This window comes from Sphingobacterium sp. IITKGP-BTPF85, assembly GCF_001006065.1.
In the GTDB taxonomy this organism is placed as follows: Bacteria; Bacteroidota; Bacteroidia; order Sphingobacteriales; family Sphingobacteriaceae; genus Sphingobacterium; species Sphingobacterium anhuiense.
In genome coordinates, this window is record NZ_ASZT02000199.1 from 1 (window position 1) to 7,314 (window position 7,314).

The 7,314-nt window shown below is 39.3% G+C and carries 9 protein-coding genes; 6 read left to right on the plus strand and 3 right to left on the minus strand.

Annotation, left to right across the window (positions count from 1 at the left end):
* Positions 1–252: 252 nt before the first annotated feature.
* A complete protein-coding gene (locus tag L950_RS23280; RefSeq protein WP_231577826.1) occupies positions 253–639 on the minus strand; it encodes a DUF5675 family protein in 387 nt (128 codons plus the stop codon).
* 154 nt (positions 640–793) lie between these two features.
* Positions 794–1,552: a hypothetical protein gene (locus L950_RS23285; RefSeq protein WP_021190159.1), complete on the minus strand. Its 759-nt coding sequence runs from the start codon at positions 1,550–1,552 to the stop codon at positions 794–796.
* A gap of 543 nt (positions 1,553–2,095) precedes the next feature.
* Here L950_RS23285 and L950_RS23290 point away from each other — a divergent pair.
* Positions 2,096–2,293, plus strand: coding sequence for a hypothetical protein (locus L950_RS23290; RefSeq protein ID WP_021190160.1), 198 nt, complete (start codon positions 2,096–2,098; stop codon positions 2,291–2,293).
* Here the strand turns inward: L950_RS23290 and L950_RS23295 are convergent.
* The gene (locus L950_RS23295) at positions 2,290–3,477 is read right to left on the minus strand and encodes a hypothetical protein (protein WP_021190161.1); all 1,188 of its coding nucleotides are present in this window, start codon (positions 3,475–3,477) and stop codon (positions 2,290–2,292) included. The genes L950_RS23290 and L950_RS23295 overlap by 4 nt on opposite strands.
* A gap of 305 nt (positions 3,478–3,782) precedes the next feature.
* Here L950_RS23295 and L950_RS23300 point away from each other — a divergent pair, with 305 nt between their 5' ends.
* The 5 genes from L950_RS23300 to L950_RS28975 all read left to right on the plus strand — a co-directional run bounded on the left by L950_RS23300 (position 3,783) and on the right by L950_RS28975 (position 7,070).
* Positions 3,783–4,163: a hypothetical protein gene (locus L950_RS23300; protein ID WP_021190162.1), complete on the plus strand. Its 381-nt coding sequence runs from the start codon at positions 3,783–3,785 to the stop codon at positions 4,161–4,163.
* 19 nt (positions 4,164–4,182) lie between these two features.
* A complete protein-coding gene (locus tag L950_RS23305) occupies positions 4,183–4,731 on the plus strand; it encodes a hypothetical protein (protein WP_021190163.1) in 549 nt (182 codons plus the stop codon).
* A 436-nt stretch (positions 4,732–5,167) separates the two neighbouring features.
* On the plus strand, positions 5,168–6,157 hold the full coding sequence (locus tag L950_RS23310; RefSeq protein WP_021190164.1) for a helix-turn-helix domain-containing protein: 990 nt from the start codon (positions 5,168–5,170) through the stop codon (positions 6,155–6,157).
* A gap of 11 nt (positions 6,158–6,168) precedes the next feature.
* Entirely contained in the window at positions 6,169–6,897 is a 729-nt protein-coding gene (locus L950_RS23315) for a hypothetical protein (protein WP_021190165.1), read from the plus strand.
* The gene (locus L950_RS28975; protein ID WP_021190166.1) at positions 6,894–7,070 is read left to right on the plus strand and encodes a hypothetical protein; all 177 of its coding nucleotides are present in this window, start codon (positions 6,894–6,896) and stop codon (positions 7,068–7,070) included. Before L950_RS23315 ends, L950_RS28975 begins: the two co-directional genes overlap by 4 nt.
* Positions 7,071–7,314 lie beyond the last annotated feature (244 nt).

Sequence of the window (7,314 nt, forward strand, 5' to 3'; positions counted from 1 at the left end):
TTTCATCAAGGAAAAAGTAATTGCCTGTCACGGCATGAGTGACAATATTTAAATTCATTTAGCCTATTCAAGGTGAAATAGCATAAAGGAATGCAGCCTTGACTTTTGTCAAACTTTGTGTCAAGACAACTCTCGAAGAGAATCTTGAGTACCAATAAAATAAAAATCATTAGCGAAAAACGTTTGTCGCCCTGTGCCGGCGAAAGAGGCACAAAACATATTATGTCACTCCGTCACTAGTTACTTCCGTCACTACTTTATATGCAAAAACACTTCCTGCTCCATATCCCAAAGCGAATAAACCAGAGACTTCAATTTTGCAAGCGCCTTTTTACTCTCTGTACCGCAACCTTCCCCCGTTAATGCTGTAACCGGAGCAATGCATCCCAATAACTCTTTCCGTGCATCGTTGGCTGCATGGATCAATATCGCTTCGCGTCCCAATACAGCCGGAATTCCGATCTGCTCACCATGTCTGGTATACTTTCGTTTTTCCAATTTATAACTCCCCATCGGGATGCAGCTAAGCCTCGGCAGGTTATTGCGCCAGGGCAGTTCGATAGTACGGCAGATGACCTCACCTTCAAAAGTGAGGGTACCGTTTGTCCCTTGCTCTCCATAAATCCGTTGGAGATGCAAAATTTGTTTTGTTGACATGTTATTACATCATCTATTAAAAATTATTATTCATTTTCAGCTCCACCTGGTGAATAAATTTCAGGAAGCAGGTCGTTGCTATAACACAACTACCCACCACCTGAAAATAATCCCATCAATACACCCTAAAATTAGATTACGGTATCACCACCTGATGGATGGTCAGCGCATTATACTGACCATTTGCCAATGGATAATAAGCACCGTTCACAAGCTGGTAGTATCCTGTCCCCACAAGTACCAGAACACTTTTATCAGGATCATGAGCAAGTGTAGCCGCAATATCCAGATCCATGGGTTGCATTTCACCAAGTTTGATATAAGCGGACCGTTGGATTACGGGACGCTTATCGGATTCATCTCCCGAGAATTCCTGCAGAACCAGGGTGTACTGCACATGCGTCGCCCCACTCAACTTGGCGATATGCAAATTCGGGATCAGTTGCTCACATGTTAAAAAACCTTCACCGCTAAAATTGTCGAAGGAAACCGACAAAGGTTTTAACGTGATGTTTTTTAAACTGGCGCGCTGATTACATTCTAGACCATTCAGCAATACCATGTTTTGCGGTATTAAAACGCGCTCCCCGCGGACACTTATCGGATCCATCTGGATGACTTTTAACATCCGGCTTGCCAGCCTGGTACTGAATCTGTTGTCCGAATTTTCGAACAGCACATCCCGCAACAGATCACGTAGCTTTTTGCTCTCCTGCTGTGCTCTGCCAAATTCACTGCCGTTTTCACGGGTACGTGCAAATGCTGGATCATTGGCAATACGGTCGCCCGATACACCGGTCTTCATACGTGCCTGATAACCCACACTTTTTGATTTGTAAAAGGAAAGATCCCCGATCGTTCCATTTAATTTGATTAAACTTTCTACTCTTGCCATAATAGTATTGTTTTGACAATGCTAAGATGATCATCAGTACAAAAGGACGGGGATCAAAAGCGTAGAAAAGGGGAAAAATGCGGAATAATGATACTCAATTGGTTTAATAAATTGACCAAAATGTACCTAAACGCGAATAAAACTATATTTTATAGAAAAAACTTATCTTAGTAAATGAATAACCAATAACATCATTTTCTGGAGAGGAATCAAACCTAATCTGCAAAGCTTAAGGACTAAAGTACATTGTAAACTTGGACGCTATACAGCTATAAAGCGTGGCATAAGCGTATGTAAAGCGTAGATAGAGCGTAGATACAGTGTAAAAACAGTGTGCTTCACGCACTTAATACGCACTTACCACGCTCTTAGCCTATGCGCATACTGTACATAGCCAAATAGGCTTTACCCGTGCTCCATTACTGCTTTATACCTGCTTAACAGGTGGTTTGATAGGGAATGTTTGTCTACGGTCAGGACAATCATTAGCAAATCCAGATGATCTGATTATCAACAGATCATCCCTCTAAAAACCAGAATAACATGAAAAACAAATCTCGATTATGCATTTACCCCAAAGAAGCAGCACTTATATTGGGACGTACAGAAAAACACACCTACAAAATCTTTCAGGCCATACGCGATTGCTACGGATTGAAATCAAACCAGTATGTCAGCATCAGTTTATTTGCAGACTATACCGGATTGCCGGAAGAAGAAATTAGAAAATTATTGCTCTAATATGCTTTAAACGGAAACAGCTGGAGAGGACTGTTTCTCCCTATATTGATTCCATATATACTGCAATATAATCCAAGAAAACACTTTTTTATATACTCATGTTTCATTTCTATCGGTTCTTCCTGACCTCGAACTTTTACTTTAACAAGTTTAGAACTCATGACTTCGTATGAAACAACCGATGTACCCGGAATAAGATGATTGCGGGAGATACGGACCATTCTTGGAAATATCCTGTTCATTTCTTCCAAAGAACTTTCGTAAACAGTGAACACTTCACCATCCAATAGATAGATATCCTGACAGAGCACACCTTCCCGATTTGCACCAAAAATAAAAGCAACATGCTCTTCATTGATTACCCTGTCATTCAACTCACTGGCAAATTGATATCTACTAAGCGGATCATATTCATAAGGAACAAGATCATTAAGTAAAATATACGACAGCTGCTGTATATGGTACTCATTAAGTTCATGTGTTACAGCTGTACTTTTGAGCACGATTTCTTTTGTCAGCCTACCAATCTCGTCAGTCAACTGTCGTTCACGCAATTCAGCTTGCGCCACATGTTTATCTGCATTGATTAAACTTATTTTCAACTCAGCATTGATACTATCCAAACTAGACTTTAATCCATCTAGCTCCTCCCTATGTTTTAAATCAGCTTTTTCTAATAACATTTTTTGCCGTACATCTCCATCTTTATGCTCATCCTTCAAAGTTTTTACCAGCACGGTTTTTTTATTAAGGTAAAAAGCATACATCCGGATTACCATAAATGCATTGCACAGAACCAATAAAAGGAGCATCAGCATTAAGTCACTGTTTACATGATCGTGCTGAAATATAGCAGGACCATAGAAAAACCTTATTAAACCTACACCACAGATAAAAGGCAAAATAACTCCAAAGAAAGTATGATAAAAGCTGGCATGTAATACGTTAGTCTCCCAGAGCCGTAAACGAAACACATAGAATGCGACAACATTTACGATCGTCAGCAACAAACCACCGATTACAAAGGTTTTAAGCATGACCTTCATTACTGGCTTACTGAAAATATAACTCATTGACATATCATCGAATGGAAACAAAGATGCCATGACCATAGCAATGGCAATGCAGATAACGAAAATACGCCAACTGATAATTTTAAAATATGTTATGATATAACTATTCATGCACTGGTTTAAGTTGTCAAATTGGATTACTTATGACCAGCGGTTAACAAACCATAAGTAAAAAGAAATATAAAAATATTTAAAAATTTCGACATTTAAAGTAACAATTTCGCAACCACTAAAAAGCGAATCACATAATTGATAAAAAAAAACAGGCATTAAGCTATCAAAACAGCACCTAAAATGCAAGAAACTATCGGTTCGATAAAATAAACTGCCGATTCGATTTTTCCAATACGTTATTTCAGGTGTTTTTTTAAATTGAAGCATATCTTTGAAGGTAATATTTAATATAAATCTAAACAATGACAACAAATCAATTTCCCTTCAATCAGGTAGGAGCTACAGATTGGAGAACTGCCCTTTACGCAGCTACTCAAACTGTTATAGATGTCGAAAAACAGTTTATTCAAACCGGTTTTATCAATTGGTTACCGCAACGATTTCAACTCAGTACCGATCAATTTCAATACGCCGTATCTTTAGGTCCACAGGCACAACAATCTATTGCCAATTCGCTTATTACTGCTATTGATAACAGAGCAACTATAGTATTGGTAAACGATGCCCAAAGAAAAGGACAAGGAAATAGTAAGACCGCCAACTCGACGCAAAGCTTCGTTCCGGATCCAGAAATACCAGAAACAAGTATTATGGTGCTCACCTTTTCATTCTCATATCTGTAAACAATTGGATAGTCTAAATATGGAAAGAACAAACTATCAAAACCTATTATTTGAAATATTGCATGAACTCGCTCCTGTGCCACCCGCTTTATGGTCAAGCATATTAGCTGTTGTTGAGATCAGATCCATTAAAAAAGGTAGGTACCTTCAGGCTAAGCTATTGGATCTGCATATTGTACTGGAGGGAATCATTATCAAACGCTGGGATGACGCTGGCCCGCTCCAAAATGATGTCATCGACTTTATCTCAAAAAAACAATTTATTCTTCATATTGAAGATGTTGATGGCAGTTATTTTAAAGCAGATAGCGATGTCGTGACGGCTTTCATCAGCCGGGAGAATATCATCAAGCTCATGGAAGAGCACCCCATTTTTGCAAACCATTCAAATTATTTAATTGCGACAGTATTGAATCGTAGATCGTTCAGAGGGAGACTTCTCAAAATGCCTGCAAAAGACCGAAAAACAACTTTTGGAAAAGAATATCCAGAAGCAAATTTTCATTGCAGTATAAGCGATAAAAGTTCATTTTTAGGAATAAGCGCCTCTTACTACAGCACAATTTAGGCTTCTATAGACAACTGCATCCTCAAGTTAAAGATGCAGTTGTCTATCTTAAATAAGATTTTTTTTGCAAGACCCCTCCTTACTGCAAATCATTTCCAAGTATGGCTACAGCACTCAAAAAAAGCATAATCTTAGATTTTAAAGAATTAAATCATCAAAATCGAAGATCATTTTCTCGAAAATCGTAGATGAAAACCTCAAATATATAAGATCCAAACCGGCCTTCCTGCCATTATCTTTACTTCAACAGTTCGGTACAATAAATACAGATGTCTCCTCTCCCATCTGTGTTTACCTACCAGATTGAAAAAAAAGATGCAATAGAGGTGAACTTGAAACAAAAAAGCCACATACGATTATCATAAAAGCTGTACCCAAAGGTTCACCCCTTGCATCTCTAAAACATATTTGCTGAAGCACATGATAAAACCGAATTATGAAACAAACCATTATTCTCAATCATCCACCCGATTTCCAGGAGGTAGCTCATTCGGATTTAAGGGTTACTTATCCCATACGCTATGCCCACACCACTTACTGGGCAAATGCGACTAACCGTTATGCAGTGCAGACCTTCGATGGACGGTATGCCTATATCTATTATTACGAATTTTGGATCGACACTCCTACGACACTAGCGCTCGCCTCTCTTGCGCCAGATCTGCACCTCTGTTATCCCTTACTGAGTACCGGGACACAACCGATTACACTTCATGATCCTAACGCACAGCTCGTGCTTCATTTTCAGCACGAACGTGCCAGTTATCTTTATCTGCCTAAGACCGAATTGACAGTTGAACTGCCCGTGGGCCACCACATCATTATCGGGATCACGCTTGATGCTGGACTTTTCAGACCGCATCTGGAGCGTCACTTTGAATTTGTCATGCCACTGGTATACGCCAAACGGGCGGCTGATCCCGTGCCTCTTCAAAGCTCCGATTTTAAAATCGGTCCATTGACACGTACAGAAATCTTAAACCTCTTCAGCCAGATCAATCCCAGGAATATGGAAAACGAATACCTCCTCGTCCACCATCAGATCTATCTCATCACCTTGTCGAGACTCAAGATCATTAGCGAGACGACCAAAATAAACACAACAATAGCATTAGTAGATCAGGCACGGGCCTATCTGGAACTTGCCGTAAATAAGTTTGGCGCAAAGGCACTGATCAAAGATATTGTTAAAAGCTTACAGGTAGACCACAACCAGTTAGCTCGACTGCACCAGGAGTATTACGGTTGCCGTTTACACGCATATCGCAACCAATTGCTCCTCGAGCGCATTATAAGACAATTGGAAGATTATCCCCAACAGATCGCTACTTTGGCCGAGCAGTTAAATTTTGCGGGACATAGCGAACTCAATCGCTTTTTTAAAAAGCTGACCGGTAAATCAATCAGTCAGTTTAAGAAATCGTAATTCAAAGACTTATGATAGCACATGTTTTCAAAAATCTATCTGACCAGCGGATGAAAACCATACTCCAGAAGATGTACAGTGAAGTACCTCGTGTAATGAAAATGCTGGCACCCGAAGGCTGGAAAAAATCCAAGTATCACAAACAGATCCAAGAGCAGCAGCAGCATGCCCATAGTGAATATCTCACAGATATACTAGCCGGAAAACTCCAAAGTAGCTGTGTCAATAAGCAGCTCATGGATGAAGTTACTTTTATAAATAAATATGCGCTCAACCATGAAGAGTATCATTCTTTCCAATATCCCGGGCTCGACCAAGATGAGCAGGAAGTATTTTTTATCTTTTTGCTATTGCTCTGTGATATCAGTGAAGAAGGTGACCTGTTATATCAGCAAACTAATCAAAGTGACATCATCCATTATTACCTCGCCTATGTAGATGTGGAAAAAATAGCACTGGAAATTGCAGGGGAACAGGAACATATTCCGAAGGACGATATTGAATACTTTTTGTTCAGTGATTTCACCATAGACTGGGATGAAATGGAACGGTTCAATTGCCTTCAATTAATCTTTAAAATATTGCAGGCAGAAGAGTACATATGGCACCATATCGACGATGAACTGCAGCACATTGCTATCTGTTATCACGAAGATCACTATCTCGCATATAGTGCGCTACCTTTTTACGAAAAAAGTCTGCGGCAACATGAGATCATAAAACCATTCAACAGTACTTGAGCAAGTATCAAGATAGCTGGTTAGATCCGTATGATTTTGATGCCATTATCGCACTTTTCAATCGACATAAAATAAATTATGCCGTACTGGCTTATGTGCATTGCTACCAAGCATTTCCGGTAGGCTATCCCTACCAGGTCTATCATTACTTCGACGGTTATTCAAAAGAATAAAACTTACCAGATGAAAAGTGCACAATCAAGAAGTGAATTCTACCTAACACCTGCCTTATTTTACAGCCTATCTTTGATATAGATTCAAATGGGGGTTAGAAAGTGAGATGGTTAATGAGTTAGATAGATTGGAAAGTGAGAAGGTAAGAAAGTTAGAGAATAAAAATTACGTTGGTTTTTTAATTGAAATAATGTCATGATGAACAGAACAGGTATCAAAAGATACCGTCGCAAATTTGCGACA